Source organism: Acinetobacter sp. N1-1 (genome assembly GCF_056711485.1).
Genome location: NZ_JBWXUO010000012.1, coordinates 1,422,573 through 1,448,761 on the forward strand (window position 1 = coordinate 1,422,573; position 26,189 = coordinate 1,448,761).

The 26,189-nt window shown below is 38.0% G+C and carries 39 protein-coding genes and 1 pseudogene; 39 read left to right on the forward strand and 1 reads right to left on the reverse strand.

The genetic code is table 11. The features are described 5' to 3' along the window. The first annotated feature begins 5 nt into the window (after window positions 1-5). From AC1MPL_RS07035 to AC1MPL_RS07165, 27 genes are all read left to right on the forward strand, one after another. Window positions 6-944, forward strand: a complete 939-nt coding sequence (locus AC1MPL_RS07035; protein ID WP_479765080.1) for a hypothetical protein — start codon at window positions 6-8, stop codon at window positions 942-944. A 5-nt stretch (window positions 945-949) separates the two neighbouring features. Next, window positions 950-1,690, forward strand: coding sequence for an ATP-binding protein (locus tag AC1MPL_RS07040; protein WP_479765081.1), 741 nt, complete (start codon window positions 950-952; stop codon window positions 1,688-1,690). Next, window positions 1,687-1,899, forward strand: coding sequence for a hypothetical protein (locus AC1MPL_RS07045; RefSeq protein WP_237413989.1), 213 nt, complete (start codon window positions 1,687-1,689; stop codon window positions 1,897-1,899). Before AC1MPL_RS07040 ends, AC1MPL_RS07045 begins: the two co-directional genes overlap by 4 nt. Beyond that, window positions 1,896-2,075 (forward strand): hypothetical protein, encoded by a 180-nt coding sequence (locus AC1MPL_RS07050; protein WP_479765082.1) that lies wholly within the window; start codon window positions 1,896-1,898, stop codon window positions 2,073-2,075. The genes AC1MPL_RS07045 and AC1MPL_RS07050 overlap by 4 nt, the downstream gene beginning before the upstream one ends. Beyond that, on the forward strand, window positions 2,072-2,287 hold the full coding sequence (locus AC1MPL_RS07055) for a hypothetical protein (RefSeq protein WP_237413988.1): 216 nt from the start codon (window positions 2,072-2,074) through the stop codon (window positions 2,285-2,287). The genes AC1MPL_RS07050 and AC1MPL_RS07055 overlap by 4 nt, the downstream gene beginning before the upstream one ends. A gap of 2 nt (window positions 2,288-2,289) precedes the next feature. Next, complete coding sequence (locus AC1MPL_RS07060) at window positions 2,290-2,616, forward strand: hypothetical protein (protein WP_479765083.1); 327 nt, start codon at window positions 2,290-2,292, stop codon at window positions 2,614-2,616. Beyond that, on the forward strand, window positions 2,609-2,893 hold the full coding sequence (locus AC1MPL_RS07065) for a PDDEXK family nuclease (protein ID WP_479765084.1): 285 nt from the start codon (window positions 2,609-2,611) through the stop codon (window positions 2,891-2,893). The genes AC1MPL_RS07060 and AC1MPL_RS07065 overlap by 8 nt, the downstream gene beginning before the upstream one ends. Before the next feature lie 9 nt (window positions 2,894-2,902). Next, the gene (locus tag AC1MPL_RS07070) at window positions 2,903-3,457 is read left to right on the forward strand and encodes a hypothetical protein (protein ID WP_479765085.1); all 555 of its coding nucleotides are present in this window, start codon (window positions 2,903-2,905) and stop codon (window positions 3,455-3,457) included. A gap of 654 nt (window positions 3,458-4,111) precedes the next feature. Further along, window positions 4,112-4,783: a hypothetical protein gene (locus AC1MPL_RS07075; protein ID WP_479765086.1), complete on the forward strand. Its 672-nt coding sequence runs from the start codon at window positions 4,112-4,114 to the stop codon at window positions 4,781-4,783. Between the two features lie 96 nt (window positions 4,784-4,879). Next, window positions 4,880-5,053 (forward strand): hypothetical protein, encoded by a 174-nt coding sequence (locus AC1MPL_RS07080; RefSeq protein ID WP_479765087.1) that lies wholly within the window; start codon window positions 4,880-4,882, stop codon window positions 5,051-5,053. Between the two features lie 61 nt (window positions 5,054-5,114). Beyond that, window positions 5,115-5,330 (forward strand): hypothetical protein, encoded by a 216-nt coding sequence (locus tag AC1MPL_RS07085; protein WP_237413141.1) that lies wholly within the window; start codon window positions 5,115-5,117, stop codon window positions 5,328-5,330. A 25-nt stretch (window positions 5,331-5,355) separates the two neighbouring features. After that, window positions 5,356-5,631, forward strand: coding sequence for a DUF968 domain-containing protein (locus AC1MPL_RS07090; RefSeq protein WP_479765088.1), 276 nt, complete (start codon window positions 5,356-5,358; stop codon window positions 5,629-5,631). After that, a complete protein-coding gene (locus AC1MPL_RS07095; protein WP_195772394.1) occupies window positions 5,631-5,792 on the forward strand; it encodes a hypothetical protein in 162 nt (53 codons plus the stop codon). The genes AC1MPL_RS07090 and AC1MPL_RS07095 overlap by 1 nt, the downstream gene beginning before the upstream one ends. Before the next feature lie 28 nt (window positions 5,793-5,820). Continuing rightward, window positions 5,821-6,309, forward strand: a complete 489-nt coding sequence (locus AC1MPL_RS07100; RefSeq protein ID WP_479765089.1) for a hypothetical protein — start codon at window positions 5,821-5,823, stop codon at window positions 6,307-6,309. Window positions 6,310-6,359: 50 nt separating this feature from the next. Further along, a complete protein-coding gene (locus AC1MPL_RS07105) occupies window positions 6,360-6,680 on the forward strand; it encodes a hypothetical protein (RefSeq protein WP_479765090.1) in 321 nt (106 codons plus the stop codon). Between the two features lie 61 nt (window positions 6,681-6,741). Further along, window positions 6,742-7,209: a terminase small subunit gene (locus AC1MPL_RS07110; RefSeq protein WP_479765091.1), complete on the forward strand. Its 468-nt coding sequence runs from the start codon at window positions 6,742-6,744 to the stop codon at window positions 7,207-7,209. Then, window positions 7,199-8,449, forward strand: a complete 1,251-nt coding sequence (locus AC1MPL_RS07115) for a phage terminase large subunit family protein (protein ID WP_479765092.1) — start codon at window positions 7,199-7,201, stop codon at window positions 8,447-8,449. Before AC1MPL_RS07110 ends, AC1MPL_RS07115 begins: the two co-directional genes overlap by 11 nt. Then, the gene (locus tag AC1MPL_RS07120) at window positions 8,446-9,900 is read left to right on the forward strand and encodes a DUF4055 domain-containing protein (RefSeq protein ID WP_479765093.1); all 1,455 of its coding nucleotides are present in this window, start codon (window positions 8,446-8,448) and stop codon (window positions 9,898-9,900) included. Before AC1MPL_RS07115 ends, AC1MPL_RS07120 begins: the two co-directional genes overlap by 4 nt. Further along, on the forward strand, window positions 9,878-10,915 hold the full coding sequence (locus AC1MPL_RS07125; RefSeq protein ID WP_479765094.1) for a minor capsid protein: 1,038 nt from the start codon (window positions 9,878-9,880) through the stop codon (window positions 10,913-10,915). Before AC1MPL_RS07120 ends, AC1MPL_RS07125 begins: the two co-directional genes overlap by 23 nt. Window positions 10,916-10,945: 30 nt before the next feature. Next, window positions 10,946-11,626 (forward strand): BTB/POZ domain-containing protein, encoded by a 681-nt coding sequence (locus AC1MPL_RS07130; RefSeq protein ID WP_479765095.1) that lies wholly within the window; start codon window positions 10,946-10,948, stop codon window positions 11,624-11,626. A gap of 109 nt (window positions 11,627-11,735) precedes the next feature. Next, window positions 11,736-12,497 carry a DUF6651 domain-containing protein gene (locus AC1MPL_RS07135; RefSeq protein WP_479765096.1) on the forward strand — a complete coding sequence of 254 codons (762 nt, stop codon included), beginning with the start codon at window positions 11,736-11,738 and terminating at the stop codon, window positions 12,495-12,497. Between the two features lie 20 nt (window positions 12,498-12,517). Beyond that, window positions 12,518-13,474 (forward strand): major capsid protein, encoded by a 957-nt coding sequence (locus AC1MPL_RS07140; protein WP_479765097.1) that lies wholly within the window; start codon window positions 12,518-12,520, stop codon window positions 13,472-13,474. A gap of 43 nt (window positions 13,475-13,517) precedes the next feature. Then, window positions 13,518-13,961, forward strand: a complete 444-nt coding sequence (locus AC1MPL_RS07145; protein ID WP_479765098.1) for a hypothetical protein — start codon at window positions 13,518-13,520, stop codon at window positions 13,959-13,961. A gap of 4 nt (window positions 13,962-13,965) precedes the next feature. Beyond that, the gene (locus AC1MPL_RS07150) at window positions 13,966-14,343 is read left to right on the forward strand and encodes a hypothetical protein (protein ID WP_479765099.1); all 378 of its coding nucleotides are present in this window, start codon (window positions 13,966-13,968) and stop codon (window positions 14,341-14,343) included. Between the two features lie 2 nt (window positions 14,344-14,345). Then, the gene (locus AC1MPL_RS07155) at window positions 14,346-14,720 is read left to right on the forward strand and encodes a glutamate 5-kinase (protein ID WP_479765100.1); all 375 of its coding nucleotides are present in this window, start codon (window positions 14,346-14,348) and stop codon (window positions 14,718-14,720) included. Window positions 14,721-14,722: 2 nt separating this feature from the next. Next, window positions 14,723-15,142: a hypothetical protein gene (locus AC1MPL_RS07160; RefSeq protein WP_479766184.1), complete on the forward strand. Its 420-nt coding sequence runs from the start codon at window positions 14,723-14,725 to the stop codon at window positions 15,140-15,142. Next, window positions 15,139-15,534: a hypothetical protein gene (locus tag AC1MPL_RS07165; RefSeq protein ID WP_479765101.1), complete on the forward strand. Its 396-nt coding sequence runs from the start codon at window positions 15,139-15,141 to the stop codon at window positions 15,532-15,534. The genes AC1MPL_RS07160 and AC1MPL_RS07165 overlap by 4 nt, the downstream gene beginning before the upstream one ends. Before the next feature lie 258 nt (window positions 15,535-15,792). Here the strand turns inward: AC1MPL_RS07165 and AC1MPL_RS07170 are convergent. Continuing rightward, window positions 15,793-15,970: pseudogene (locus AC1MPL_RS07170) on the reverse strand (DUF4236 domain-containing protein); the annotation flags it as partial. A gap of 123 nt (window positions 15,971-16,093) precedes the next feature. Here AC1MPL_RS07170 and AC1MPL_RS07175 point away from each other — a divergent pair. The 12 genes from AC1MPL_RS07175 to AC1MPL_RS07230 all read left to right on the forward strand — a co-directional run bounded on the left by AC1MPL_RS07175 (window position 16,094) and on the right by AC1MPL_RS07230 (window position 26,188). Next, the gene (locus AC1MPL_RS07175) at window positions 16,094-17,023 is read left to right on the forward strand and encodes a phage tail tube protein (RefSeq protein WP_479765102.1); all 930 of its coding nucleotides are present in this window, start codon (window positions 16,094-16,096) and stop codon (window positions 17,021-17,023) included. Between the two features lie 3 nt (window positions 17,024-17,026). After that, a complete protein-coding gene (locus AC1MPL_RS07180) occupies window positions 17,027-17,470 on the forward strand; it encodes a hypothetical protein (protein WP_237413910.1) in 444 nt (147 codons plus the stop codon). A gap of 32 nt (window positions 17,471-17,502) precedes the next feature. Further along, complete coding sequence (locus tag AC1MPL_RS07185; RefSeq protein WP_479765103.1) at window positions 17,503-17,742, forward strand: hypothetical protein; 240 nt, start codon at window positions 17,503-17,505, stop codon at window positions 17,740-17,742. 61 nt (window positions 17,743-17,803) lie between these two features. Continuing rightward, window positions 17,804-18,304: a peptidase associated/transthyretin-like domain-containing protein gene (locus AC1MPL_RS07190; protein WP_479765104.1), complete on the forward strand. Its 501-nt coding sequence runs from the start codon at window positions 17,804-17,806 to the stop codon at window positions 18,302-18,304. Window positions 18,305-18,440: 136 nt separating this feature from the next. After that, the gene (locus AC1MPL_RS07195) at window positions 18,441-18,695 is read left to right on the forward strand and encodes a hypothetical protein (protein WP_479765105.1); all 255 of its coding nucleotides are present in this window, start codon (window positions 18,441-18,443) and stop codon (window positions 18,693-18,695) included. Window positions 18,696-18,818: 123 nt separating this feature from the next. Then, complete coding sequence (locus tag AC1MPL_RS07200; protein ID WP_479765106.1) at window positions 18,819-19,406, forward strand: hypothetical protein; 588 nt, start codon at window positions 18,819-18,821, stop codon at window positions 19,404-19,406. Window positions 19,407-19,490: 84 nt separating this feature from the next. Continuing rightward, on the forward strand, window positions 19,491-19,835 hold the full coding sequence (locus AC1MPL_RS07205) for a hypothetical protein (RefSeq protein ID WP_479765107.1): 345 nt from the start codon (window positions 19,491-19,493) through the stop codon (window positions 19,833-19,835). 72 nt (window positions 19,836-19,907) lie between these two features. Next, the gene (locus AC1MPL_RS07210; RefSeq protein WP_479765108.1) at window positions 19,908-23,705 is read left to right on the forward strand and encodes a tape measure protein; all 3,798 of its coding nucleotides are present in this window, start codon (window positions 19,908-19,910) and stop codon (window positions 23,703-23,705) included. Between the two features lie 25 nt (window positions 23,706-23,730). Beyond that, window positions 23,731-24,060, forward strand: coding sequence for a hypothetical protein (locus tag AC1MPL_RS07215; RefSeq protein WP_479765109.1), 330 nt, complete (start codon window positions 23,731-23,733; stop codon window positions 24,058-24,060). After that, window positions 24,060-24,398 (forward strand): phage tail protein, encoded by a 339-nt coding sequence (locus AC1MPL_RS07220; protein WP_479765110.1) that lies wholly within the window; start codon window positions 24,060-24,062, stop codon window positions 24,396-24,398. Before AC1MPL_RS07215 ends, AC1MPL_RS07220 begins: the two co-directional genes overlap by 1 nt. Before the next feature lie 60 nt (window positions 24,399-24,458). After that, window positions 24,459-25,352, forward strand: coding sequence for a pyocin knob domain-containing protein (locus tag AC1MPL_RS07225; RefSeq protein WP_479765111.1), 894 nt, complete (start codon window positions 24,459-24,461; stop codon window positions 25,350-25,352). A 29-nt stretch (window positions 25,353-25,381) separates the two neighbouring features. Beyond that, on the forward strand, window positions 25,382-26,188 hold the full coding sequence (locus tag AC1MPL_RS07230) for a phage minor tail protein L (RefSeq protein WP_479765112.1): 807 nt from the start codon (window positions 25,382-25,384) through the stop codon (window positions 26,186-26,188). The last annotated feature ends 1 nt before the right edge of the window (window position 26,189 follow it).

Genomic DNA, 26,189 nt, shown 5'->3' on the forward strand with positions numbered 1-26,189 from the left:
TAAATATGCAAAGTAATTTAGCACAAGAACTACAACAACCTCAAGGCGAAGTAGTTTCTTTCCCAAGAAAAAAAGAGCGTAAAGCGGTGCAAAACAAATCTGAAGGATTCGCGCCTTTACCAAATTTTATTTGTGATGAAGGTTATCTTGCTGTGCTTGATGGTCATGCATTGAAATGTTTAGTGCTTCTTAACCGTCATATCGCAGGATTTCATAAAGAAGCGAGTGCTCTTGGTGAGGCATTAGTAATGAAAATTACTGGTATTGGTGACAAGCGTACGGTAAGAAAATACATGACAGAATTGGCTAAATTTGGGCTGATTTCTATCACCAAACAGAGAGGTAAAAGTAGTGTATATGAGCTTACTTTTGAGCAAAGAATTCCTGTTGAAGTGGTAACACACGATGTACCTAGTACATGCGATGCACTAGGTACATACGATGATACTACACCAGTAACATGCCATGTACCCACCACTAGTGACATGGCATGTCACCCTGTTAAACAAATATATTTAAATAAAAATATTAAACAAAATGAGGAGGAAGCGCGCGAGGAATTTCAAGCTCAAAACATCGCTCTGTTGCAGTTCGTGAAATACCACAACGACGACCTAAAATTTTACTCACTTGAAGACCTCAGCAAGCAACACAAAATCGGAAGTGATTTTTTAGCTCAAGCAAAAATCTCATTTCCTGAATTCTCTGAACAACACCTCAAGGCTGAACTCAACAAACTCTGCCAATGGTCACTATCGGCTAGCAAGCAAACACCACAAAAATGGATGACGACTTGGTTGAACTGGATCAAGAACTCAAAAACCAATCCTGTTGCTCACGAAAACAAACCGACAAGCAAATCTCGCAACGTCAACGATGCATGGGGTGAAGTAAAACAATACGCACCTGCTGTGGACGATCTTGAGCTAGGAGACATGGAGTGAACGCCTTGAATACACAACATCGCTTTCAGCTTGATTTCCAAAAGACTTCGGAATATTGCGTGAAACACAACGAATCAAAAATTCAGATTGGTGGTCGTACGGTGTGTAAATCTTGCTGTATCGAGTCGGTTCAGGTTGGGAACAAAAAACACCAAGATCAGGTTGATCACAGCATTCGTGAAAAACACTTTGCAAGTGCCATGCTTCCAACTCGACATGCAGATTGCGGTTTCAAAAATTACAACATCACGAACGATGGTCAGCGAATTTCCAAAGTTGAATGTTTAAATTTTGCGAGGACGATTATCTCAGGTGGAAGTAAAAACCTTGTGATGACCGGTAGAACAGGGACAGGGAAAACACACCTTGCATGTGCTGTTGCAAGAAACGTGATGAACAACAAAAAATACGCGAGATACATCACTTCTGAAGACATGGCTACCGATGTATCAAACGCATGGAAAAAAGCCGATGACAGCGAAGCTAGTGCCATTTATCGCTATACAGAGTACGACTTGTTAATCATTGATGAGTATGGATTGCATGATCAGCATGAATCAAGATTGCAACTGGTGCACAAAGTTCTGTACTCACGCTATGACGCAAAGAGACCAACAATGATTATTTCTAACTTCACATTGGCTGAATTGAGAAACAGCTTAGGGGATCGTCTGTGGTCTCGTTTACAGCATGATGGGTTGATTCAAGTTGAGTGTAATTGGGCAGATGCGAGGTTGAGTGCATGAAAAATAAGAATGACCAACAAACCGTTGATTGGTGTGAAGATCTATTTGGACTTACTTACAAGCAAGAGATAAAACATGGGACTGTCACAGCTTACAAGAAGCATAAATGCAGATGTGAGTTTTGTATCAAGGCAAAAGAACTCAGTGATCAAAGAGCTGAATTGAGAAAGGTAATTAAAGCTCAAGCACAACAAGTAGGTGTTGTATGAAAGCAGTAGATTTTATCCAATCACAGGGAGTTGCAAGAGCATCTCGAATCGCTAAAGCAGCACCTCAGTGGGCAGTTTATTACGATGCAGAGAAGCGTTGTTATGACGATATACGTTGTGAAAGTAGCGTTTCATTAACTGAGTTGGAAGAAGTGCTAGTGGGGTGTGGGGAATGAAAGCGAATGAGTTTCTTAATGAGTATATTGGTGAAATTTTGTGTGTAACTCTTTTTATTTTCACAATTCCCATAGTTGTTATTAGTCATGAACGTGGTGAGGAGCGATTTAAAGCCCTGCAAGATCAAGAAAGAGAAAATGTTATTAACATCTGTAAAGTCCAAAAAACCTATATGGTTCGTGGCACGACTTACGCATGTGAGGGTAAGTAGACATGAATAAACATGACCAAGCACAGTTTTTAGATGAATATGGGCTTACTAATGAATATAGATATAACGAAGATCATGGGATTTTTGAAAGTATAGGTGGCTCGGATTTTTCTGAGCAGTTTGTAAATGGAGCTTGGTTCGTTTGGCAGGATAAGCAAAAGAAACTTGATGTATTGCAGAAACAAGTTGATGCAGTTCGAAACATCATTAAGGGAAAAAAAGAAGTCTTAAGTGAATTTGAAAATCTGAATACATGGGATGAATGTACGGAAATTCAATACTCAATCGCTGAATTAGAAAAAGCACTACAAGGCGATAAAGATGCGTAGAGCTGCCAAAGTCGATGCCAATCAAACAGAGATTGTTCAGGCATTACGTCAGATCGGGTGCACAGTAGAACACTTGCACTCGGTGGGGCGAGGTTGTCCCGATTTGTTGTGTGGGTTTCGGAACAATAACTACCTACTCGAAGTGAAGGATGGAAGTAAGCCAAAATCAAGTAGAAAGCTAACGCCTGATCAGGTGGTATGGCATGAAACATGGCGTGGTCGGGTTTACGTGGTTGAGAGTGTAGATCAAGCAATAACAGTAATACAAAAAGGATAAGGGTTAGAGATGAACGCAGTTGCTGAAAAATTTGAAAACTTTGAGTGGTATATGAAGGGGTTGACTGCTTCATCTCCAAACTTTGAGCCAAACATACACGGTACAGGAGCAAAACCTTTGGATTATCAAGACCGACTTGGCGTAATTGCTAAGATTGAAACACAACTTGCTAAGTCGGTGGCTTCGCTGGTGTTATTTGGGTATAAGTCGCAGAGTGATTATGAATATGTGCGTAATCATTTGGCGAATGTGATGATCTTAAATGCGACACAGGATAAGAAGAGAGAGCCACAAGGTATAGCGATGTATCACATGGCATGGTTGATTGCTCGAATGGTAATTGATTTTGCTTTAGATCCTGAAATGGATGAATCCTACAAGACAATAAAAGCACGATTATTCTATTCAGGTATTCGTAGTTTTCAAATGGATACTGATGTGTATAGAAAAACATGGAAGCCTTATGAGGAGCTTATGGTTTTAGCTATGGAAAGTGCAATCGAAGAAGCCAATGAAGTCATGGGTAAGTATAAAAAAGAAACAATAAAAGAAGCAAAAAATTAAGTTTCCAATTTATCGGAAACTAAGGTATAGTTTTACTAAGATGGTCTTACTTTGGTTTGACTATTTTTGTTGATGCATCCTGTAGGCGATACAGGGTTTCTTGGAGGTCTAAACTTCGGTTTAGAGAGGCACAGCGAGTTTAATCTAGTAGGTACTAGTTAGTCGAATTGACGACACATGAATTTAGTGGTGCATGGTAACAGCTATACGAAGATGCGTACCTTGATACGTATGGCAGATGAAATCCGAAAAGTGTTACTGAAATAACCGCAAGCAAGGTTCGCAACTTGCCATCAACAACAAAAGCCTGACATTCAATTGTTGGGCTTTTTTATTGCCTGTAGGTTTACCACCTACAGAACATGCCATCGAGTAAAACCCCAAACTAGGGCTATTGGTACGCCCGACCATAAAGGAACGAAAGCAAGTAAAGCAGGCCGTGCATGTTAGGTTTATGTGATTGTGAGTAGCGGTGTATTAGCAGTTGGCCGAGCTAATATGTCGAATGCTAAGGCTAGCTTAACCGTACTATCAGTTTTGGTAGTGCGGTTTTTTAATTAATGTATAATTGAGATAATGCATTTTTATCAATAAAAATAGATGGAAAAGATAACTGATTGGATTCAATTAAAATGTTCGTTAGGTATAGTGATTATGGGTTATATAGCCTATATAGTGATCATTATGGTCTTGTTGATAAATAATTTCAGCGGTTTTATTTCACCATTAACAACTCCCATGACATTAATCTTTGGTATATATGTTTGGAAATGGCAAGAAGGCCAAAAGAATCAGACTGCTGAAAAAAATGAAAAAATAAAAAAGTGCAAAGAAAGGACTGAAAAGGTATTTCATACTTATATTAAATATGAGCGTTCAATCCAAAAAATACATAGACTTTATGAAAGTATTGGCGAGAAAGGTGATCATCAAGAACGTATAAAGTTTACAAGTCAAGTAATGGATAAATTTGGCAAAGAAATCTTAAATTACAATTCATTATATGATGACATCTATTATGAAATACTATTAAGTTATTTTTTAATAGAAAAAGATGGTACGCAAAATGTTTACGAAAAATCAGCATCTATGACAAACATTTTTAAGGACTATAAATATTATGTACAACAGATTAGTCCCTTGCTTGATATTCATGATGAAAACCCTCTAAATAAACAACTAACTTTAACATTAGAGAAAACTAAATTGCATAATAGAATAAAACATTTGGATTTTGGCTATGAAGAAGACAAAAGCAAAGTCATTTATACTAAGCCTAGACAAGCAATTAAAAAATTTTGTGAAGAAATAGAAAGCGCTTTTTAAAGATAATTTGAATTTAATAACCACATTTTCAGTTTTGGCAATGTGGTTTTTTATTGTCACTAACAATCTGTCTCACTCAATAGTAAAGGAGTGCTTATGAACATCATAGAAGCACGTAAGCACTTAAAAAAATACCAAGTAGAACTCAACAAATACCAAAGCTTATCTCGTGAATTAATGGGCTATGACGATTTAATTCATACAGATAAGAAGATTACTTATTTCAAGAAGTGCATAGCGAACATTAGAGAACAGATCAATGCTCACTAAGATATTCAGCATATTCGCATTCTTCATACAGTTTTTTAAACCCCAACAAAAGGAAGTCATCATGACTGATTTAGAGCAACAACCACAAACAGCACAACCAACAACAGAACAATCTGCAGAAAGTACAATTACGACTATCGCAACAGAAGCGGAAGGCGTAATTAAAAAAGGTGTTGAAGATTTAGAAGCAGCATACAACTTCATTCAGCACGGTGTTGATCTACTAGGCCCTGATGCTAAGTCTGAACTTTTAACACTTGCGATTAAGTTTCTTTAATCCAACAGCTCAAGGACGAGCAACTATGCGAAGTAATCAACGTTTAAACGCGGTTAGATCATTGCCTTGTGTGAAGTGTGGTGGTCCTTACTCCCAAGCAGCACATAGCAATTTTACTGAGCATGGGAAAGGTCGAGGTATTAAGGCTAGTGATGAATACACGATACCGCTTTGCCATAAATGCCATTACGAATTCGACACGTACTCAAGCATGAAACGCGATGAGTCGAAGTTGTGGTTTGAACAGATGTTGGCTAAGACGAATCGTATGTTAGTAATGGACGAGAGTGAGATTTTCTAATGTTAGAAGTATTGGGTGTTTTATTTTTACTTGCTATAGCGTTCTTTGTGGGTTTTACGTATTGCTATGCAGATTTTAGAGAGTCTGCTGAAAATGGGAAAACTATCCTATTTCGTGGCGTACCTTATAAGATCGTGAAGCAACAATTAGAAGACAAGTAACTGGGTAACTAAACGTGGGGAAATGACGATGGATCTAAAACAAACATTCGTCATCAAGTCTCATACTGACCAGTTACGAGTTCAAGACTGCTTAAGCAGAAATAGAGAGGAAGCTTTAGAAAATAAGACACCTCTCATTGTTAAAGTATCAACTAAACAAGAAGATCGAAGTGCAGCACAAAATAGACTGTACTGGAAATGGCTTAATGAGTGGTCCAAGCATATTGGATCTGATAAAGACTCAGAGCATTTCTATTTTAAGAAGAAGTTTCTCATAGGGATATATAATAGGGATGATGCTGAATTTGCTGAGATGTGTCAGGCGATTAAGCAGCTTAAAAAGAATGAGCAAGAAGAGTATGAAGCAATAGCTCAGCATGTTATTCGGATGACTAGTACGACTAAAGCAAGTGTTGCTCAGATGAGTGAGTACTTAAATAGCATTCATGACTTTTGTGTGGTGCAGGGGAGATATTTAGAAACACCTGATGATTTGATGTGGGTGGTTGAAAGTTAGTCTAGTTGGGTTCATTATCAAAGCTCATTCAAACAAGAGATTATAAAAACATGAGAATAGGTTGGCTTGGTGGCCCATACGAAGGAAAGGTGGTTAATGTACAAGATGAGCTTCGCTCGAATCCTTTAGATTGGGTTGCTTTTGATAAAAAGGTTACAAATAATTCAAGCTTCCCAAGAGCAATACATATGGGTATGCGTAAAGTTGAAGACAACCTAGAGCGATATAATTTAATGATGCTAAGCAAAGAAGGCGAAACAAGATTCTTTTATGTGCATATTGATGAAATAAATAAAGAGCATTTAAAAGAGAAGCTTGCCAATAGTGAATATTGGGACTTATCAGATCCAGTTGGTTTTAATTTGGATTAGATTTTTATTTTTCAATAAGCCACCTTTCGAGGTGGTTTTTTAACATCTGCAGGATAGAAACATGACGGAGTTAAAATTAACTCCGAAGCAAGAACAATTTTGCCAACTCTATATTGAATTGGGGAACGCTTCGGAGGCGTATCGACAAGCCTACGATGCGGATTCAATGAGTGAGGGCACAGTAAATACCAAAGCAAGTGAATTGCTAAAGAACGGTAAGATTACGGTAAGGTTGAAGCAAATAAGAACACATCACCAAGTAAGACATAACATCACAGTTGATATGCTACTTGATGAATTAGAACAAGCTCGACTTGCCGCTAAAGGTGATGAAACACGCAGACCCCAAGCTAATGTGATGATTGCAGCAACAATGGGAAAAGCTAAAATACTTGGCTTAGATCGGATTTCAAAATTAGTTGCTAAAAAGCATGAATTAGAGATTGCTAAAATCGAAGCAGAAAATAATGAAGATGGCGACAATACAGTCCAGATAAACATTGTTAGGGTGGGGAAAGATGCAAATTGACTTCACACTCACTGCTCCACAAGATGACTTTGTATTTAGTACAGCTCAATATCCATTATTTGTTGGTGGTTTTGGTGCAGGGAAATCAGAAAGTCTATTCAAGCGCCTGATTATACAAAAGCTAACTTATCCCAAACTCAACCAAGGCTATTTTGCACCGACACATGACCTTATTCGATTGATTGCATTTCCACGTATCTCTGAATTGCTTAGAGAATGTGGACTTAGTTTTAAGCTGAACAAGGCTGAAAAGGTTTTTTATATTGCTGGGTATGGCGAGATTGTTTGTCGCAGTATGGAGAATGCCGACTCGATTGTAGGTTTTGAAATTGCAGATGCTGTCATTGATGAGCTAGATACTTTAAAAACTGAACATGCTCAGAATGCATGGAACAAGATCATAGCTCGATGCCGTCAACGTAAGCCAAATAAGATTGCAAATACTTGTGCAGTGGGAACAACACCTGAAGGATTTAGATTCTGTTATGAACGCTGGGAAAAGAAAGCCAGTAGCAAATATGTACTTTATAGAGCACCAACGCGATCTAATCCGTATTTACCTGAAAGCTATATTGAGGGTTTAAGAGAGTCCTATTCACCACAGTTGCTAGATGCTTATTTAGAAGGTCGTTTTGTCAACTTAACTAGTGGTGCTGTGTATCCTGAGTTTAATCGCACATTGAATCACAGTGATGTCAGTATCGTCGATAAAGAGCCATTGCATATCGGTATGGACTTCAACGTATTAAAGATGGCAGCAGTGGTTTTTGTGGTTCGTGATGGTTTGCCTTATGTGGTAGATGAATTGATTAATGTTCGGGATACGCCTGCAATGGCTGAGTTAATCAAAACAAGATATCCCAATCATCATATTACGATTTATCCAGATGCAGCAGGGCAAGCGAAATCATCTAAGAACAGTAGTGAATCTGACCACAGCATTTTAAGACAAGCAGGCTTCTCATTGGTTGTTGACGGTACAAACCCTGCAATTAAGGACAGATTGAATGCATGTAATGCCATGATCCTAAATGCTCAAGGCGAAAGACGATTATTTGTAAATACGGATAAGTGTCCAAATCTTACAGAGGCATTAGAACAACAGGCGTATGACAAGCATGGTATGCCTGATAAAGAAGGTGGTTTTGATCATGCCTTAGATGCGTTTGGTTACTACGTTGTTAAACGATTCCCGATTGTTAAGAAACTCACTTCATTAAAAATAGGATTTGCACGATGACAGACGTTTCATTTCCGCATCCTGACTATATTGCTAACCTACCAATATGGGTTAAGGTTGATGATGTTTGTCAGGGGCAAAGCCAAGTTAAAAAGAAAGGTGAAACCTACCTTTCTAGACATAACAAGCAAGACACATCAGTTGAAGCGCAACAACAATATAAGACGTATCTTGAACATGCAGTTTTCTATGGTGTGACAGGAAAAACATTAGGTAGTTTGGTTGGTGCTGCATACGCAAAACTCCCAGATTTCCAAAGACCCAATGAACTCGATTACTTAGATATAAATGCCAATGGGCAAGGTATGAGTGTCTATCAACTGACACAGACCGCCTTACGTTATTTATTGAAGCATTATCGTTGTGCGTTATATGTAGACTTTCCTCAAGTTGAGCCGTCTAAAACACGCCAAGATGATAAGCAAAAGAACGCTTATGCCATGATGCATGTTCTACCTGCTGTTGCTGTAATCAATTGGGATACAGTCATGGTGGGAAATCAGCAAAAGCTTTCATTGGTTGTTATCAAAGAAACAGTGACTGTACGTGAGAATGATGATTTTGAGATGACTACATCATCCCAGTACAGAGTATTGCGTCTTGAAAACTTAAATGGCCAATATGTCTTTACTGTGCAGCTTTATAAAAGCACTGATGACAGTCTATTCTCACCTCAAGAGAAGTACACGCCAACAGACTATAACGGTAATACATGGAGCTATATTCCATTTACTTTTATTGGTGCTATAGATAATTCAACAGCTTTAGATAATCCGCCTTTATTAGAGCTAGTCGATTTAAACCTTGCTCATTACCAAGATTCGGCAGACTTTCAAGAGTCGGTTTATTTTGTAGGACAACCTCAATTTTCAATGCCTGATGTTACTGAGGATATGTATGAGCTCATTAAAAAAGATGGTTTATATATCGGCTGTAAAAATGCGTTTCCCACAAAGATTGAAATGGTTCAAGCACAACCAAATACACTGTCGCAAACTGCTATGGATAAGAAATGGGAGCAAATGAAGGAAATTGGTGCACGTCTAATTGAACAAGGCTCTGCAACAAAGACAGCAACACAAGCCAATAATGATGATGCTGTGCAGCATTCAGTTTTATCTTTATGTACAGTCAATATCAGTAGTGCATTTACACAAGCATTGGGGTGGATAGCTCGGTTTATGTTGCCAAATAGCGAAGACCTCATGTTTAGTATCGATCAAGATTTTAGTAAACCTCAGTTTGATCCTGAACGTGCCAAGCAGTTATGGGAAGCGTGTTTATCCAATCGCTATCCGTACAAAGGTTGGTATGAGTATCAGCGTACTGGTGTAGTGCCTGATTATTCTTGGGAAGAAGTACAAGCATTGCTTGAAGAAGAACAGGTCAATGCGCCACTTGGTGGTTATCAGCCTAATGGAGTAAGCAATGGATCAGGACAATCTCAATGATCTAATACAACATCAAGCATATCTATATCGTCTGTCTTCAAGTGAAGTCGTGACATTGTTAAAGGCATTTGATAGCAATACGAGTCAGATGCTTTCACAATTAAGAGATTTACTTGATGATTTAAGTGATGCCGAAAAGACGGCATTAATGTCAGGTCAGTACACCACCAATAACCTAAAAGACATTCAAACTCTAATCCAAGAATGGCAACAAAAGTTAAGTGCAGTCTTACTTGATGGTTTTAATGTTAGTGCGACAGCATTAGCAATCTATGAGGCACAGTATATTGCAAGAAAGTTTGAAGATCAGGTAATTAAGGCAGATGGAAAAGCTTTAATGAGTCAGGTTCAAAATACGCCCTTAACGGGTGGTACCTTGGTTGATTCGCTATTTAGTAAGATTGCAGATGATACAAGGCTAAAGGTTGAAAATGTTATCCGTGATGGGATTAACCAAGGACAGATGAATCAGCAAATAATGCAACGTATACGAGGTACAAAGCAGTTTAACTATCAAGATGGATTACTGAATCAGTCGAGAAATAGTATTGATGCCATGGTAAGGACAGCAAGAAGCCATGTCTCCAATGTTACATACGTTAGTACGTTTGAAGCGCTTGGTGCGAAGTATCTTAAGTTTGTATCTGTACTTGATAGCAGAACATCAAAAATATGTGCGAGTCTTGATGGCACGATTTGGAAAGTTGGAGCCCCTGATATACGAAAGCCACCTTTACATCCCCATTGTAGGTCTATTTTGGTTGGTGTAGATGAATCGGGTGAAACGATAGGGCAACGTCCATCAAATAATGGTAAAGACATTAAAACAGTGGATAGCAATACATCATTTAAGGAATGGTTTAATAAACAAGATGAAGCGTTTCAAAAGAACTGGTTAGGACCTGCACGGTATAGGTTATATAAAGATGGTAAGTACAGCTTAGACAAGTTTGTTGATCCGTTGTCGGGGCAAGTTTTTACGTTGAAAGAGCTAGAGATTTTAGATAACTCCTAATATATTGGCAGTTTTTATTAGGGTCGCAGAATGTTTGATATTAATGGGGTTATTAACAGTCTAAATTCTTGGTGGTCACTGGCATATATATTATCTTTTGGAATTTTAGGTTTTTTGGCATTCTATGCAAAAGTTAAGAATGCTGAGCTGATCAAAGATCTGTGGGGAATAAGAGAAAGAGAGAAATATAAGAAACAGCTGAAAAAAATGCTAGATTCTAATTTATTAACAGAATCAGAAAGAGCTATATTTGAATATGACTTATTAAAATTAGAATATGAGCAACTCCTAAAGCTTAAGGGTCAAACATTACCAATTTTGCAGGCTTTACATGCTTATGAAAATGTTACTGATATTGTTTGGCTATATAAAGAATGCAATAAAAAATTAAAGTTTAATGCTGAAACTAAACAGTTTGAGCCTTTAGAGACAATCGATGCAGACTTTATTAAAAGATCCTCTAAGAAAATGTGGATAGGATTAGTTATTTATTTATTAATAATAGGCCTCAGTTATGGCGTTTTAATTTATTCATTGGATTTTATAAAAATTATAAGTAAGGAAAAAAGTATTCAGTTGGTCTTAGTCTTGCTTGCTATAAGTCTTATGCTGCTAATAGTTCTTTTAGGGTTAAAAGTTTTCGCTTGGTTTTTAAAAGACCGATTTTTAACTCGATTCATGGAAAAAACTTTAAAAGTAAGTAGATCTTAAATTCTAAATATATATCACCACCTTCGGGTGGTTTTTTTATGCCTGCTGAAAGCGGATGCCAACAGCGAACCGAGTGGAAACTCATTAAATAGTAAAGGTTGGATAACCCATGAAAATCAAAACAGTTGAAATTGAAGGTAAATCATATGCGGTCTTAAGTGATCAAGGTTTGCCTGTTTATGTGCATGATGATGGCAAAGAGGTTGGTTTTGATGCTGTGCAGACAGTTGCAAAAATTGGCCAATTGAATGCGGAAGTAAAAAACCATCGTGAAGCCAAAGAACAGGCAGAAACATCACTCAAAGCATTTGAAGGCTTAGATGCAAGCAAGGCAAAACAAGCCTTACAAACCGTTCAAAATCTTGATGCTAAAAAGCTTGTGGATGCAGGTGAAATTGAGAAAGTGAAAACTGAACTCACAGAAGCACTAAAACAAACGTATGAACCTCAACTTCAACAACTCACAAAAGAACGAGATCAAGTACAGAACCAATTACACCAAGAGTTAATCGGTGGTGGTTTCGCCCGATCTAAGTTTATTCAAGACAATATCGCGATTCCTACTGACATGATTCAAGCCACTTTTGGCAATAACTTCAAAATTGAAGATGGAAAAGTGGTGGGTTATGACGCAAATGGTCAAAAGCTCTATTCACGTACTCGCCCAGGCGAAATTGCAGGCTTTGATGAAGCATTAGAAACCTTAGTGGGTGGATACCAATATAAGGACTCAATTCTTAAAGGCAATCAGTCATCAGGTGGCGGTTTTAGTGGTCAGGGGAGTAAATCTCATGGACCAAAATCATTAAGCGAATGCAAAACGAAAGATGAAAAAGTTGCTTATCTCAAGCAAGCGACAGAAAACCAATAATTGAATGAAGGAGAAGGCAAATGCCTTTTGATTTACAAGTATTTAATAAACAAACTTATCTTGCAATGACTGAAACGATTGCTCAAGATGTAGATAAGTTTAATGAAAGCTCACAAGGCTCAATTGTTCTATTAAACAAAGCAACGAATGGTGATTTCGATATTGAAGCATCATTTAAAAACATTAGCGGTTTAGTGCGTCGTCGTAATGCCTATGGTGATGGTACAGTACAAGCCAAAAAGTTAGAACAGCTGTTAAATGTTGCAGTGAAAGTAGCAGCAGGAACACCGCCTATCGAGTATGAAAAGCAGCAATATCTATGGGTACAACAAAATCCTGAATTGGCTGCACTCATGATTGGTGAGCAACTTGCTAAGGCAAAACTAGGCGATATGTTAAATGCTGGTTTGTCGGGTGCAGCATCGGCTATCTCAGGAAATACTACAGCTGTAGAAGGTGATGGTACATCTGATCCAAGCTTCCGACTGTTAAATAAAGGTGCTTCACGCATGGGAGACCGTTCAGGTGCTTTACGCTCTTGGATTCTTCACTCAACAACAATGCATAACTTATTTGATAATGCATTAACCAATACGGAGCGCTTGTTCTCTTACGATGGTATCAATGTTGTACGAGATCCATTTGGCCGTGTATTCGTTGTGACAGATTCTCCAGCACTATCAACCACTGCAAGTGCAAATACCTATTACAACACTCTTGGTCTTGTTGAAGGTGCATTGGTGATTAGTGATAATCAAGACTTTAATGCTGAATTGGTACCAACAACAGGTGGTGAAAACCTCAAATATACTTATCAAGCTGAATGGTCTTATAACGTTGGTGTGAAAGGTTATGCGTGGGATCAAGCCAATGGTGGTAAATCACCAAGTGATACAGCAATTGCAACGCCAACCAATTGGGATTTAACAGCCTCAAGTATTAAAGATACTGCAGGTGTTTTGGTTAAGTCGAAGTAATACATTGCCCCGAAAGGGGCTTTTTTAATGGGTAATATGAAGAATGAAAAAGAAACTTTGGTTTACCGATGATTTCTCACCAGAACATATCGCAGAAAAACAATCAGAAGGTTGGTTACTGCGTAAAGCATCCGCTTGTCATGCCTCAGATACAGTGGAAGTATGCGATGAGGTCGGTGGTGATGTGCCTGAGCAGTATAAGAATACAGTACCTACTTTTGATACAGACGGATTTGTACCACTTGAACAGTTTGATGCAGTATCCAAAAAGTTACAGGAGACAGAACAACAACTGGTAATGGCTCAGTCTGAATTTGTGACTTTTCAGAATGATGTTGATGCTATGAAGGCGAGAGTTGCTTTGCTTGAAAGTGCGAATTACAACGATTTAAAAATTGATGACTTAAAGGCACTACTCGCATCAAAGGGTATCGAATTTAAGTCAGGTGCATTAAAAGATGAACTGATTACGCTATTGCAGGGTTAAAAGTATGGGCTTTATCTCAATTGATGATGCAAACAATATTTTAGGAATGAGCTTTGCACCGGACAGTGATAAAGCTCGTTTAGTTCTACTTGCAAATACTTGGATGAAAAATCAAATTGGTTTTGAGCCGAAGGTGATTTCCGACAATTTAAAAGTTGCTGCATCTGAAATCATTAAGGGAGTTCTATCAGGGGATCTATATTCAGGTCAGGCCGAAAAGGTTTTAAGTAAAACAGTATCTGCACAAACAGGAACAAGTGTTGCCAAAACCTTTGCTGAAAATAGTCGTAAAGTTTCTAAGTTTGAACAGATTGCATTAGCGTTAATTGATGCGGAGCAGATCAGAAAGCCAATGTTCACTATTCCAATGACAAGGAACTAATCATGGGTATTCGTGATGATATTCAATCAGAACTAGCAGAAGCTTTTAATGATGATTTGGCTGATGCCATAAATACCTTTACCTGTTCAAAAGTGACTTACTCAGGCAAATACAATCCTGTCACTGAACAATATGAAGGTGAACAAACCGTAACGTATCAAGGTCGTGGGGTATTGTTTGGCTCGTACCAAAAAGATTTAGTAAAGCCAAACGATTATCAGGCGGACGATGCAAAGGCTACAGTTCTGCAAAATGAAGTCACGGCAGAACCTCAAATAAACGATGTTTGGGTAACCAGTAAGGGTAATTTTAAGATTATCAATATTGGTGCCGACCCAACGGACAGTATTTGGAAAGTTCAGTTGAGGAAGGTGTGATTATGGGCTGGACATTAGATCCGAGTGAATTTTCAAAAATGATCGAATCTGATTTCACTGAAAGACAACGAGCGATTGCCTTAACTGCTTTAACAGGTGTGATTTACCAATCACCTGTAGATAAGGGCATATTTCGTGGCTCTCATAATCTGAGTATTGGACAACCTGATTACAACTATAACCCTAACAATGCCGATAAGACTGGACAATCAACCATCTCGAAAGGGATTTCTAAACTTAACGGTCTTGTGCCATTTACCACGGTATATATTCAAACCAATGCACCACAGGCAATGAAGATTGAATACGGTACATTCACTGAAAAGCCTGAAACAGTTAAAACAATTAATGGTTATTCAAAGAAAGCACCCCAAGGCTTATACGGTCTTACATTCCAACTCGTACAAGAGAAATATAAATGATGACACTCACACAGGCTCATACCGCTTTACTTGAGCGTGTGAGTCAATTCACTGGCATAGATCAAAGCCGTATCTTATACCCACAAAGCAAACAGCCATTTACAGTGCCAACAAGTGGTCTGTGGTGTTCAGTTGATATTCTTGCAAGCCAATCGCTGATAAGTGGCATTGCAGATGCCCCACAGACACGCAGAACATCAATCATTCAAATTACATGCTATGCACGACCAAACACAGGTTTAAATGCATTGAATAGTCTGGTTGATGCTTGGTTAAGTCATTTGGAGTATTACCAAGTAGAGCAGCTTGAAAGTTTAAATGGCGAAGTCGTGCAGGATGAAAATACAGATTTCATCCTGCGATATATTCGGGTGCCTTATCGTATTAACTAATAGATATTTAATCTGTTTTTTGATGTATAGAGGTTTTAATACTTAAAGTATCATTTGGATTTTGGCTATTAGCAATACCTTGGTCATTAGATGTTTGTGTATTGATATTTTTATTTATAGAAGTATCACTCTTATTTGAAAATAGCCCAATTACAATCAAGCCCATAAAGAAAATAAATACTAGTGTGAATAGTATTTTTAAGAGGCTAGGTCGTTTAGGTGGATTATCGACCTTATTATGATTTTGTGAGTGAGGCTTATATGAGCTGTAAGACAATCCGCTTCCAGGTATGCCAATTGTTGAGCGAGTTCCTTTCTTATTAATATTTACTGAAGCGCCTTTCTTTCCAATCGATACGCTTGTAAAACCATTTTTCCCAATATTTACCTTTAGTCCGGGAGCTATTTTTAATGATTTTCTGTACCTAAATCCCATTTTATTTTCCTTGTATTTGCCTCAAATAGCATAGCAGTAAATGTAAGAAAATAACTTGATACGCTACAAAACTTTTATTGCCGCATCTAGCGGTTTTTTTACGTCTAAATCTTGGAGAATGCCATGAGCTCAGGTGCTCGTATTAAACTCTACTACTGTGCCGAAGATACACCGGGCACAACCCCAAGCACACCAGTTTGGAAAACCGTACGTCGTGTTAATGATGGTCTGACTGAGAATGTCACTACTGCAAAATCTGACAGTGTTGTGGAAACACGATTCCGTCAAGGCGGTATGGCCACTGAATCAGAAATTACAGGTACGTTAGAAGTCGAATTGTCTGTGGGTCTATTCGATGAGTTCTTGTCAGCCGTGGCAATGAATGATTGGAACAGTGACGTACTAAATTTCGGTGGTAATACACGTAAAACATTTACCTTCGTCAAAGTCTTTGATGATATTGGTCAGGTCTTTATTTACCGTGGTGTACGCTTTAATCAAGCAACACTCAGTATTCAAACCACAGGTAAGATTTCAACGAAGTTTAACTTGATGGGTACTGACTTTGAACGTGCCTCAGCAAATCCAGTCACCAACCCTCAACCTGTTGCTGATTCTGTCATTGTATCGGCTTTGAATGTAGGTGCATTGACTGTAAATGGTCAAAGTGTTGTGGGTACAGCTTGTCTACAATCTGCTGAATTGACCATTAATAACAACCTTGAAGCAATCCGTTGTATTGGTAACCAGAAACTATCTGCTCAAACGTATTTAGAAAAGATGATCGATATTACTCTTAATACGTCGTATTCATTTTCTGCTCAATCAGCGACTTACATCGATTACATCAAAACTCGCGCAACGATGCCAGTACACTTTGAAATTGCAGATCCAAAAGGGAATAAGTACACCTTTGATTTCCCACAGCTTGAAGTTGCAGAAGCCAATCACCCTGATGGTGGTGCAGAAGATATGATTAACGTCAGTATCAACTATAACCATATCAAAGTGTCACCAACCATCACACGTACGTTAGCTAAAACAGGAGGTTAATACATGCTAATCAAGATTGAACAACCGCCTAAAGCTGAGTTCTCACAAGTTTGGTATGACTATAAAGATGGGGTTCGACTGCTCATTGCTAGTTCAAATAAGCCATCATTTAACCGTGCACTTGAACTAAATAACATGCAAGCTGAACAAGAGTTGCAAGGTGCCAAAGCAATTACAGATGATACGGCAGAAGGTTCTAAGTTAGCCTTTAATCGTGCAATCTCACATCTATTGCTTGGTTGGACTGGTATCGATGCAGAGCCGAACAAGCCATTTGAATACAGTGCTAAAAATGCTGAGATTCTATGTACACAAACGCAAGAGTCATTAGAGATAGCGACATTTGTTATCAATAAAGCATTTGAGCTTGAAAAGGATCGTACAACTACACTGGCTGAAGAAGTGGGAAAGTCCTCAGACTCTACGAGCAACGAAAGTACGGAATAACGACTGAGCACCAAAGAAAACAACGTGAGGCTTTGGGGCTTAAAGCTCCTGAGCCAATCAAACCAAGTTTTACCGCATCTTATATTCTAGGTGCGTTTAACATTATTTCTCGTTCACGTCGTTATATCGAAGCAATACCTCTTGATCTATCACTACAAGATATTCAGGCGTACTTTCAGGTATATGGCTGTGATATTGAAACGGTGGTATTTGTAGAGGGTATTTTTGCTTTAGATGATAGGTTTTTAAAAGATTGTAGAGGTAAATTGTAAAATTTGTAACAATGCTTATAATATATGATAATTAATGTATATTATGAATGGATAGTATTAAATGAAACGTTTTTTAACAGCTTCTCTAATTTCAACAACATTATGCTTTACTGGCTGTGCAAGTATTATTTCAGGATCAACTCAAACGTTGTCATTTAAATCAGTACCAGATAACTCTAAAATTACAATTACTAACCGTAGTGGTGAAAAGATTCATACAGGTCAAACTCCAGCAACAGTTACGTTAAAAAAAGGAGCTGGTTACTTTAAATCAGAACAGTATCAGGTAACTTTCTCGAAAGATGGTTATGAGACAAAAACTGTTATGGTTACTGGTGGTGTGAGTGGTTGGTATGTAGCAAACTTATTATTTGGTGGTCTGATTGGTCTATTAATTGTGGATCCATTAACAGGTGCAATGTATAGCTTAAGCCCTGAAGATGTTAATGCTGTTTTAGAGGCAAATAATGTTAAAACGACTGCCAATACAAAGTCTCTAACTGTTGTTTTAAAACAGGATGTTCCTCAAGAAATAATGGCACGTGCTAATCTTTTAAAATAAGAATTTTAAATAAAAAAATCCCTCAAATGAGGGATTTTTTTATTTAATCATAAGCACTATAAATATTAGGAAAGAAAATATTTAATTTAAGATTAGAATGCTAAGTTTGCTTCTCATTATATGAATGGTCTTAACAATGAAAAAAATACTACTGATCACTATTTTAAGTGTAATAACAACAGCTTCATTTGCTCGTAATGGATCTTCTTATAGTGGCTACTCTTATGGTAGTCATGATACTGAAGTATCAGGTTATACACGCAGCAATGGAACATATGTTGAGCCATATCATCGTAGTTCGGAAAATAATACTCAAAGAGATAACTATAGCAGCATAGGAAATACAAATCCTTATACTGGAGAAGAGGGAACACGCGTTCCGAGTTATTAAGTCAAGCTATTAAAAAAGACCACCTTCGGGTGGTTTTTTTATTCAAAATTTAAAAGAATATTTCTTTACTATATATTCACATTGTTGTTATATTTTGGGCGAAATTTAACAAAGAGTTACATAATGAATAAAATAATAGCTGGATTATCATTAATAGCGCTAGCTTCTTTTGCCAACGCTGCATCAGTATCACTTGAATACACTGGTATTAATGCTAAATCTCAAGATAATAATGGTAAATCAAACCTGAGTGGTATTGGCTTAGGAATATCTAGCAATCCCACAAATCATGGATTATGGGCTAAAACACAGTATCAACATGCAAATAAAAATGATGTTGATTACTTTGATATTGCTGGTGGTGCTCAGTATAACTTTATCGCAAATGATGAATTTTATCTTTTAGGTACATTAGGCTTAGGTTTTGCGACTGCAAGTAGTTCAGCTTTACAGAACAATGTAAACTTCATTACTTTACCTGTTGGTTTGGAAGCAGGTTATAGTCTGACACAACAATTTTCTGTATATGGTGGTCTTGGTTATAAATTCCTATGGGAAGTAACTAAGCCAACGACATGTAATAATGGTACACAGTCAAATAGTACAGGTCGTGGTACTTGTTCATCTAATGGTGGAATTAATCATTATAATGACAAAGCAGGTGATTTTAATGGAGTCACTTATAATGTGGGTCTTAGATATAATTTCTAATATTTAAGATTATAAAGGCCACCCCTTATGGGTGGTTTTTTATTGCCCAATAAATTATATTTGCTTTAATAATCAGGAGTGAATATGAAAAAAATAATTTTAGGGTGTTTAATTTCTCTTGCTGTTAGTAATGCTTTCGCTGGAACAAAAGTAGACGAGGAACGTATTGATAAATTTTGTAGTGGCATGGCAGACTTTGCCCGTACAATTATGGAATCGCGTCAAACAGATGGGAGTATTTCTAATGATATTCACTTTATTAATGACTTTCCCAATATTAGAGATTCGTTAAAAGATTACTATAGAAATATCGTCTATAGTGCATATGCTGAGCCGAGATGGGAAACAGAGGAAGCGAAGAAAAATGCTGTTAATGAGTTTGCAAATCAGAAGTACTTAAGATGCGTTAAAGTCATGAAAGATGACTAAACTATATTACATGATTAATAAAACCCACCAAACGGTGGGTTTTTTATTGCCTAAAATTTGGAGATACAACTCATGGCAGAAGCTAAAAGCCGTTTGGTTATTGAGATTAGTGGTGAAAATGCCCAAAAAAATGCGGAAGCTTTAGCTGCTGCCTTAAAAGAAACAACCAAAAGTGGTGATGATGCGAGTAAGGCTGTTAAAACTTTTGGTGAGAATGCCAATAAATCAAGCCAAGGTGTGGGTGCACTTACTGCATCTGCAAAAAAGCTTGCAGTGGTTATGGGTGGGTATCTCTCTATATCTGAAGCGATTCAAAAATCAGATGTGTATACAGGGCTACAAAACAGACTAAAGCTAGTAACGAAAAGTCAATCTGAGCTAAATCAGGCAATGACTGATACCTTTAAAATTGCTCAGAATACACATCAATCTTGGGAAAGTGCTGCACAGGTATATCAAGGCTTTGCAAACAATGCAAAAGTGCTTGGTTTAACGATGCAACATACAGCACAAATTACTGAGACCGTATCTAAAGCGATTGCGATTAGTGGATCTAGTGCAATGGCATCTGAAGCAGCATTGGTTCAGTTCAACCAAGCCTTATCAGCAGGCGCATTGCGTGGTGAAGATTTAAACTCTGTTCTTGAACAGGCTCCCGGACTTGCAAAAGCTGTTGCTCAAGGTATGGGAATTACAGTTGGTCAGCTACGTACTGTTGCTGCAACAGGTGCAATTACCTCTGAAGCAATCGTTAAAGCACTTGATAAATCTAAAGCATCTGTAGATCAACTTTTTGCTAAGACATCACCAACGCTTGGTCAGTCATTTACAGTATTAAGTAATGAAGTCACAAAGTTTGTAGGTGAAACAGGTAAGGCAAGCGGTAGTGCAAAAGCACTTGCAGATGGTATTCAATTTATTGCAACCAATTTCAATACCTTTGCTACGCTTGGTATATCTGCGCTTATGGGCATGATTACGGCACAAATCGTCAAGCAAACTATTGCTATAGGCACAAGCATTATTACTTGGAATGCTGAAACACGTGCTGTACTTGCAAATAACGCAGCAAAAATGACAGCCCTTACAGTTGGGCGCTCATTAATAGGTGTACTTGGCGGCCCTGTAGGTTTAGGCGTAACGGTTGCAGGTGCGGCAGCAGCTTATCTTTTGATGAGAGACAATACCAATCAGTCAACCCAAGCATTGATAGAAAATTCTAAATATGCTCAACAGACCACAGCAGATTTACTTAAATTACAAGGTGCACAAAAGCGAGGTGCACAAGAAGATTTAGGTAAGACCTACGGTGATTTAGCTAAAAAGATGAAAGAGCTGTCTGGTCAGTACAATGCTCAAGTTATTGATATTCAAAACAGCAATAAAGAAAACTATCAGGTTGTTGAAATCTCTAACAAGGTTCGACAAGGCATTATCAGTAAAGGTGAAGCTTTAAGAGAATTAAATAAGATTCCAACAGTTACGCCTGATCAAATTGAGAAATTAAGTGATTTATATGACCAGTACACTGATACAAGCAAAACGCTTCTAGATGTTAAGGGTAAACTAGATTCATTAAAAACAGGAATGGATCAAAGTTCTGAGGCAGCACGACAAGCAGCAGCAAACCAAGAAATGTATAACCAAAAAATACGTGACTTGAAAAAGCTAACAGATACTCAGAATTTAAAAACTCAGTATCAGTTAAATAATGAAAAGCTGAATGGTGGTACTGAGCGCGGTGAACGTTTTAATGATTACATTTTGAAGTTCAGGGAAGATAATAAAATTCCTTTCACACAGTCTCTAACCAAAGAGCAAAACGATATTGTTGCCAAGCAGTTTGAACTTCAAGAAAAGCTCAAAAATAGCCAAGATGACAATGCCAAGGCTGCTAAAGAACTAACAAAAGAAAAAGAGCGTCAAGCTGTTCTTGATCTCAGTGCAAATGAGCAACTTGCTCGAGGTTATCAAATCTATCAAGCTTTTTTAAAAGCTGGTCTAGGAAAAAACCAAGCTCTTGCAATGGCTGCACAGGTTGGTCGTGAAAATGACTTTAATGACAAATATTTGTTTGGTTCTCATACTGATGCGAATAATAAAAAAACAAATGTTGGTATGTTTTCGTATCAAGGAGATAGAGCAACTGATCTTATACGTGAATTACGTTCAAAAGATTTATTGAATGATGATGGCACGATTAAAAACAATCAGAGTGCTATTGATGCACAAGCAAAATTTGCAATCCGTGAAATCACAACAAATGGTTCATATAAGCAGACTAAGAACGCCCTAACTAATGACTCATTGAGCCAATCTGAATTGTCTAAGATCATTGGAACCAATTACGTTAGGTGGGATTATAACGGCAATAAAATTGGTGCAAGTAAGGCAGAAGGTGCGAAAGCAAAGGAGCAAAACTATCGAGATCAGTTAGCCAATATAGTTAATAAAAATGGTGATTCAAGTGATCTTGACATTAGTAAGCTTGGTGCAGATGAAGATAAGCTTTATGAAATCAAACTCCAACTTGCCGAAAAGTTCTACACCAAAGATCAAAAGTTGCAACAAGATCACGATAAAGAGCTTCGTGATATTAGTTTGACCTATACTGGTGCTGAGAAAAAAGAAAAGTTAGAGCAATCTGAAGCGCAATTTCAGAATCAGAAGAAGCTAAACGATCTACAATTTGAGCAATCTGTAAATGGTTGGTCTTGGGTTGGGCAGAAAAAACTTGAGATGGATGCAAATGTAAAGAAAGCAACCATTGATGCTTCAGTAGATTTAACGGAGAAGCAGAAGCAAATTGCTAAAAAAGGTATTGATGCTCAGTATGCCTATGATTTAACAAAATTTAAGGAGGCACAACAAGCTAAGATCGCTGAATTCAATGCTCAAATATCGCAAATATCTCAAGATGCTAGAAAAAATATAGATGCGATTGTTGAGTTTACTAAACCTGTGGATTTACAAGGTAGGCTCAAACAAATTAATAAGATTGAAATTGACTCTACAAATAAATCTTATGATGATCAAACTAAGATGAATGGTGCTATAGCTAGGGACACATCACTTGGCCCTGATGAAAAGCATGCTGAGATATTGAAAGTTGAACAGGCTTTTGAGGACCAAAGAACAGCCATTGCATTACAAGGCGCAAAAGATCGTGATAATGCCTCAAATGAAGTAATGCAAAAACAGCTTTCTTCCTTGAACTCATTAGTATCTTCTACATCTACTGCTTGGTCTAGTATGACAAGCATTATCAAAGATAAAGCTGGTGAACAAAGTGGAGTATATAAAACTATGTTCGCAATGCAACAGGCTTTTGCCATTGCTTCCGCTACGATCAATGCTTTTCAAGCATACTCTCAAATTATGGGTAGTGAGTGGTATTTAGATGTTGTCAGTAAAGAAACAGCAGCTAGCGTCGTTCTTGGAATGGGGATGGCTAACGTTGGGATGATTGCAGCTCAGACCATAGCAGGCTTCTCAAGCGGTGGTTACACTGGTGATGGTGGCGTGTTTGAACCTGCAGGTGTGGTGCATAAAGGTGAGGTTGTATTTTCACAAGCTGATATTGCTCGACTAGGCGGTGTGTCTGCCGTTGAAGGAATCCGAAAGGGTATTCGTGGCTATTCCGATGGTGGTGTTGTAGGTGGTGCTTCTAGCTCAATTTCGAGTCAGTTGAGTAGCAATAGTAGTCAATCACAAGGTGATGTGAATATCTCTGTGAGTGTGGCTGATTCAGGTGTGACAACATCAGGGGCAAGTACAGATAACCAAAAACAGCTAGGGCAAATGATTGGAAATGTTGTACGTACAGTCATTCGGCAAGAACAACGACAAGGAGGGCTACTGAGTAAATAGCCTTTTTTATGATCTGGAGAATACTATGAAGGTAATTCAATTTAAGAACCCAATTGGAATGGTTGGTAATGATGACGAAGTGTTGAGTCTACTTGGTGGTCAGATCAGCTATGTTGGAACCCGTACACCACAAAAAATAACCATCTCTTATAGACGTAATGACTTCAATGCAATAATCCACTTTGGTGACTGGATTATTGAGAAAAATAACAAAGAGCTTGTAGTTCTAAGTCATGACGAATTTTTAGCACTACATTCTATTGAAGTAAAAACATCCAATATACGAACAATAGTCCGTGATGCGGTACGAAAAGTAATACGTGATGAAAAATGGCAAGGGGGCTTATTATCCTAATGAGCGACAGACAATTCACATTCAAATCTGATTTAGATGGCAACTCAAATACCCAAACCTTTAACGTGGCTTCAAATGTTTTCGGTGACGGATATGAGCAACATGCGTCTATTGGATTGAATAATAAAAAAGGGCAGTGGAATTATCAAAGAACGGCTTTGAAAGATGAGATTATCGCGATTAAGGCATTCTTTGATGACCATCAAGGGGCAGATTCATTTCTATGGGAATCACCACTAGATGGCACTGTCCGAGTTAAAACAGATACGAGTTACACACCAACATGTTTAGGCGGTAGTGTGTGGCGAATCTCAACCACATTTAAACAGCAGTTTTAAAATCAAATCAATTGAGTGCACCGAAAGGTGCTTTTTTTATGTCTAAATTTTGGAGTCGATATGGCGAAGCAAAACGTAAATATTGGTGCAAATGCCAATGATGGTTCAGGTGATGCTGCACGTTCAGCATTTAATAAGCTGAATCAAAATGACAGTGAGTTATATAGTCAGCTTGGGGCAGATGCGAGTGGTAATTTACCAAGTGCATTGCCTATCACTAAGGGTGGTACTGGTGCTGGTGATGCTGCGACAGCAAGGGTTAATCTTGGTGTAAATAGTAGTAATGATAGTTATTTAAGAGCAATAGATGGGCCAGTCAGTCCAAATAACATTAAAGATGCACGCTTTACATTTGTTGCCAATGCATCTGATTGTCCAGAAGGAAGTGCAGGACATTTATTATCTTTTCGACCGCAACAATGGAATCGTGCATTTCAAATTTATTTAGAGCATGGTTCATCTAACACTTCATTCAATCTTTACTTTAGAAAGTATATGGATGGAACTTTTTCTGATTGGAAAAAAATATATTGTAGTGCCAATACAACTGTAGACGGCAATGGCTATTTAAAACCATCTTCACCAGTCGTTCGTTTGTATGCAGATAAGGTTGAACTGATTAATGAAGCGGTTGGTCAGCCAATTACTTTTGAGAAACTTGGTGTGGGTAATTATCTCGTTAAAAACACAACTGGTCTGCGTGATGATGATGGTTGGTATATCGAAACACCAAAAGATTTAAACGGCAATATCTTGGTTTTTGTTGAATATACACAGCTAGAGAATAAAGATATTTCGGTTAAAACTTATAAAAAGAAATTTGATATGGATACTGCATCGATTGTTGCAGATCATGACAACCCAATGGATATTCCAACAGATCGTTGGGTTGATTTACGTTTCAATGATTATCCAGTCACCGAACAACAACCAACACCTGAAGCCACTTCTTAACCGAGTGGCTTTTTTAATGGGAGTCAATCATGTCTTTAGCTTCTGATGTACAAAAGCTCTATGTTGATGGGCTGATTACACTGTTTGAACTAGATGCCACGAGTTTAGGTGCTGGAGTGCTTAGATTTCATGGCCATATTTCTTATCAGGATTGGCAACGTATCTATGCAACAGTAGACCATACCAATATCACCGCTGATTCCACCACATTACATGCAGATAAGGTTTTTGATACTGGCACTGAGCAAGTGTGGTATCGCAATATTGTATTTAATGGTCAGACGTATGAGCCGATGGCCCTACAAGTTGATGGCTTAGAAATGAGTTCAACAGGTAAAGCCTCTACACCCACACTCACAATGGCCAATAATATTAATGGGGTACAGGGTGCAGTTTCTGCTTATTGCTTAAAGTTTCAAGATTTTGTCGGAGCAAAGCTCAAAGTCATTCGTACCTTTGCGAAATACTTAGATAGTGAAAACTTTAGTCAGAGCAACCCCAATGCCGATGTAAATGAATCCAAAACACAAGTGTGGTACATCGAGCAAAAGACTTCTGAGAACATTCAAACTGTGGCGTTTGAGCTGTCTAACCCGATTGACTTTGAAGGCTTAAAAATCCCTGTACGCAATATTACAGGTTATTGCCAATGGGCGATTGATGGTTATCGTGGTGAAGAGTGCCAATATACAGGGATGCAGTATTTTACCGATAAGAATGAACCAACGACTGATCCAAGCCAAGACAGTTGTATAGGCAATTTGAAAGCATGTAAGTCGAGAAACAATCAAGCCAATTTTGGCGGTTTTGCTGCATCAAGCCTGATAGGAAAGTAAT

What these genes read in the sequence shown, in the direction of transcription:
- AC1MPL_RS07035 (WP_479765080.1), top strand. Translation starts at nt 6, where the DNA reads ATGCAAAGTAATTTAGCACAAGAACTACAACAACCTCAAGGCGAAGTA.
- AC1MPL_RS07045 (WP_237413989.1), top strand. Translation starts at nt 1,687, where the DNA reads ATGAAAAATAAGAATGACCAACAAACCGTTGATTGGTGTGAAGATCTA.
- AC1MPL_RS07050 (WP_479765082.1), top strand. Translation starts at nt 1,896, where the DNA reads ATGAAAGCAGTAGATTTTATCCAATCACAGGGAGTTGCAAGAGCATCT.
- AC1MPL_RS07055 (WP_237413988.1), top strand. Translation starts at nt 2,072, where the DNA reads ATGAAAGCGAATGAGTTTCTTAATGAGTATATTGGTGAAATTTTGTGT.
- AC1MPL_RS07060 (WP_479765083.1), top strand. Translation starts at nt 2,290, where the DNA reads ATGAATAAACATGACCAAGCACAGTTTTTAGATGAATATGGGCTTACT.
- AC1MPL_RS07065 (WP_479765084.1), top strand. Translation starts at nt 2,609, where the DNA reads ATGCGTAGAGCTGCCAAAGTCGATGCCAATCAAACAGAGATTGTTCAG.
- AC1MPL_RS07070 (WP_479765085.1), top strand. Translation starts at nt 2,903, where the DNA reads ATGAACGCAGTTGCTGAAAAATTTGAAAACTTTGAGTGGTATATGAAG.
- AC1MPL_RS07075 (WP_479765086.1), top strand. Translation starts at nt 4,112, where the DNA reads ATGGGTTATATAGCCTATATAGTGATCATTATGGTCTTGTTGATAAAT.
- AC1MPL_RS07080 (WP_479765087.1), top strand. Translation starts at nt 4,880, where the DNA reads ATGAACATCATAGAAGCACGTAAGCACTTAAAAAAATACCAAGTAGAA.
- AC1MPL_RS07085 (WP_237413141.1), top strand. Translation starts at nt 5,115, where the DNA reads ATGACTGATTTAGAGCAACAACCACAAACAGCACAACCAACAACAGAA.
- AC1MPL_RS07090 (WP_479765088.1), top strand. Translation starts at nt 5,356, where the DNA reads ATGCGAAGTAATCAACGTTTAAACGCGGTTAGATCATTGCCTTGTGTG.
- AC1MPL_RS07095 (WP_195772394.1), top strand. Translation starts at nt 5,631, where the DNA reads ATGTTAGAAGTATTGGGTGTTTTATTTTTACTTGCTATAGCGTTCTTT.
- AC1MPL_RS07100 (WP_479765089.1), top strand. Translation starts at nt 5,821, where the DNA reads ATGGATCTAAAACAAACATTCGTCATCAAGTCTCATACTGACCAGTTA.
- AC1MPL_RS07105 (WP_479765090.1), top strand. Translation starts at nt 6,360, where the DNA reads ATGAGAATAGGTTGGCTTGGTGGCCCATACGAAGGAAAGGTGGTTAAT.
- AC1MPL_RS07110 (WP_479765091.1), top strand. Translation starts at nt 6,742, where the DNA reads ATGACGGAGTTAAAATTAACTCCGAAGCAAGAACAATTTTGCCAACTC.
- AC1MPL_RS07115 (WP_479765092.1), top strand. Translation starts at nt 7,199, where the DNA reads ATGCAAATTGACTTCACACTCACTGCTCCACAAGATGACTTTGTATTT.
- AC1MPL_RS07120 (WP_479765093.1), top strand. Translation starts at nt 8,446, where the DNA reads ATGACAGACGTTTCATTTCCGCATCCTGACTATATTGCTAACCTACCA.
- AC1MPL_RS07125 (WP_479765094.1), top strand. Translation starts at nt 9,878, where the DNA reads ATGGATCAGGACAATCTCAATGATCTAATACAACATCAAGCATATCTA.
- AC1MPL_RS07130 (WP_479765095.1), top strand. Translation starts at nt 10,946, where the DNA reads ATGTTTGATATTAATGGGGTTATTAACAGTCTAAATTCTTGGTGGTCA.
- AC1MPL_RS07135 (WP_479765096.1), top strand. Translation starts at nt 11,736, where the DNA reads ATGAAAATCAAAACAGTTGAAATTGAAGGTAAATCATATGCGGTCTTA.
- AC1MPL_RS07140 (WP_479765097.1), top strand. Translation starts at nt 12,518, where the DNA reads ATGCCTTTTGATTTACAAGTATTTAATAAACAAACTTATCTTGCAATG.
- AC1MPL_RS07145 (WP_479765098.1), top strand. Translation starts at nt 13,518, where the DNA reads ATGAAAAAGAAACTTTGGTTTACCGATGATTTCTCACCAGAACATATC.
- AC1MPL_RS07150 (WP_479765099.1), top strand. Translation starts at nt 13,966, where the DNA reads ATGGGCTTTATCTCAATTGATGATGCAAACAATATTTTAGGAATGAGC.
- AC1MPL_RS07155 (WP_479765100.1), top strand. Translation starts at nt 14,346, where the DNA reads ATGGGTATTCGTGATGATATTCAATCAGAACTAGCAGAAGCTTTTAAT.
- AC1MPL_RS07160 (WP_479766184.1), top strand. Translation starts at nt 14,723, where the DNA reads ATGGGCTGGACATTAGATCCGAGTGAATTTTCAAAAATGATCGAATCT.
- AC1MPL_RS07165 (WP_479765101.1), top strand. Translation starts at nt 15,139, where the DNA reads ATGATGACACTCACACAGGCTCATACCGCTTTACTTGAGCGTGTGAGT.
- AC1MPL_RS07175 (WP_479765102.1), top strand. Translation starts at nt 16,094, where the DNA reads ATGAGCTCAGGTGCTCGTATTAAACTCTACTACTGTGCCGAAGATACA.
- AC1MPL_RS07180 (WP_237413910.1), top strand. Translation starts at nt 17,027, where the DNA reads ATGCTAATCAAGATTGAACAACCGCCTAAAGCTGAGTTCTCACAAGTT.
- AC1MPL_RS07190 (WP_479765104.1), top strand. Translation starts at nt 17,804, where the DNA reads ATGAAACGTTTTTTAACAGCTTCTCTAATTTCAACAACATTATGCTTT.
- AC1MPL_RS07195 (WP_479765105.1), top strand. Translation starts at nt 18,441, where the DNA reads ATGAAAAAAATACTACTGATCACTATTTTAAGTGTAATAACAACAGCT.
- AC1MPL_RS07200 (WP_479765106.1), top strand. Translation starts at nt 18,819, where the DNA reads ATGAATAAAATAATAGCTGGATTATCATTAATAGCGCTAGCTTCTTTT.
- AC1MPL_RS07205 (WP_479765107.1), top strand. Translation starts at nt 19,491, where the DNA reads ATGAAAAAAATAATTTTAGGGTGTTTAATTTCTCTTGCTGTTAGTAAT.
- AC1MPL_RS07210 (WP_479765108.1), top strand. Translation starts at nt 19,908, where the DNA reads ATGGCAGAAGCTAAAAGCCGTTTGGTTATTGAGATTAGTGGTGAAAAT.
- AC1MPL_RS07215 (WP_479765109.1), top strand. Translation starts at nt 23,731, where the DNA reads ATGAAGGTAATTCAATTTAAGAACCCAATTGGAATGGTTGGTAATGAT.
- AC1MPL_RS07220 (WP_479765110.1), top strand. Translation starts at nt 24,060, where the DNA reads ATGAGCGACAGACAATTCACATTCAAATCTGATTTAGATGGCAACTCA.
- AC1MPL_RS07225 (WP_479765111.1), top strand. Translation starts at nt 24,459, where the DNA reads ATGGCGAAGCAAAACGTAAATATTGGTGCAAATGCCAATGATGGTTCA.
- AC1MPL_RS07230 (WP_479765112.1), top strand. Translation starts at nt 25,382, where the DNA reads ATGTCTTTAGCTTCTGATGTACAAAAGCTCTATGTTGATGGGCTGATT.